The organism is Mesorhizobium sp. M7A.F.Ca.MR.362.00.0.0 (genome assembly GCF_004023175.1).
In the GTDB taxonomy this organism is placed as follows: Bacteria; Pseudomonadota; Alphaproteobacteria; order Rhizobiales; family Rhizobiaceae; genus Mesorhizobium.
In genome coordinates this window covers 7,017-7,822 of record NZ_RZTF01000058.1, presented here as the reverse complement: position 1 = coordinate 7,822, position 806 = coordinate 7,017, and the positions used below count along the sequence as shown (strand labels likewise).

Annotated in this window: 1 protein-coding gene and 1 pseudogene; both read left to right on the top strand. The window is 59.9% G+C overall.

Features of this window, described 5'->3' with window-relative positions:
• The first annotated feature begins 159 nt into the window (after nt 1-159).
• Nucleotides 160-552: a DUF305 domain-containing protein gene (locus EOC06_RS10730; RefSeq protein ID WP_128307710.1), complete on the top strand. Its 393-nt coding sequence runs from the start codon at nt 160-162 to the stop codon at nt 550-552.
• Nucleotides 553-636: 84 nt separating this feature from the next.
• A pseudogene (locus EOC06_RS42225) lies at nt 637-806 on the top strand (aldo/keto reductase); the annotation flags it as partial.

The window sequence follows — 806 nt, the reverse complement described above, 5'->3', positions numbered from 1 at the left end:
TGCTCTATCCGCTCACCGGCACGCTTCTGTCGCCGATGCTGGCGGCGGCGGCGATGAGCCTGTCTTCGGTGTCGGTGATCGCAAACGCGTTGCGGCTGAGAACATTGAAACTCTGATCCAAGCCCCCAAATACGAAACCCATCCAACAGGAGACCATGAATGACCTTCGCCAAAAAACTCGTGCTGCTGCTGATGGCAGCCGGAATGCTGGTTGCCGTCTTCCTCGAAAGCGTTCCGGCGCAAAGCGAAGAGATGAAACACGACATGGGCGCCATGGCGGCGGATGCGACCAGCCCTTCGACGGAAGGCTACAAGGCGGCGATGGACAAGATGCATACCGACATGATGGCGTCCGACTATACCGGCAATGCCGATGTCGATTTCGTCAGAGGCATGATCCCGCACCATCAGGGTGCGATCGACATGGCCAAGGTCGAACTCGCCAATGGCAAGGATCCGGAAATCCGCAAGCTGGCCGAAGGCGTCATCGCCGCGCAGGAAGCCGAGATCAAGCAGATGCAGGCCTGGCTCGCCGCCCATCCGGTGAAGTAAGTCTTCAGCCATCGCCAGCGCGGCGAGAGCGCCTCTGGATTTCTCGTCCAGCCTGTGATGCGATCGGCCCAAATGGAGCCCGCCATGCCGTCGACCATCAGAACCACCAAACTGCCCTCAGGCGAAGCCGTTCAGGTGCTTGGCCAGGGCACATGGAAGATGGGCGAGGATATCAGTCGCCGCGCCGATGAGGTGAATGCTCTGAAGCTCGGCCTCGACCTCGGCATCACGTTGATCGACACCGCCGAAATGTA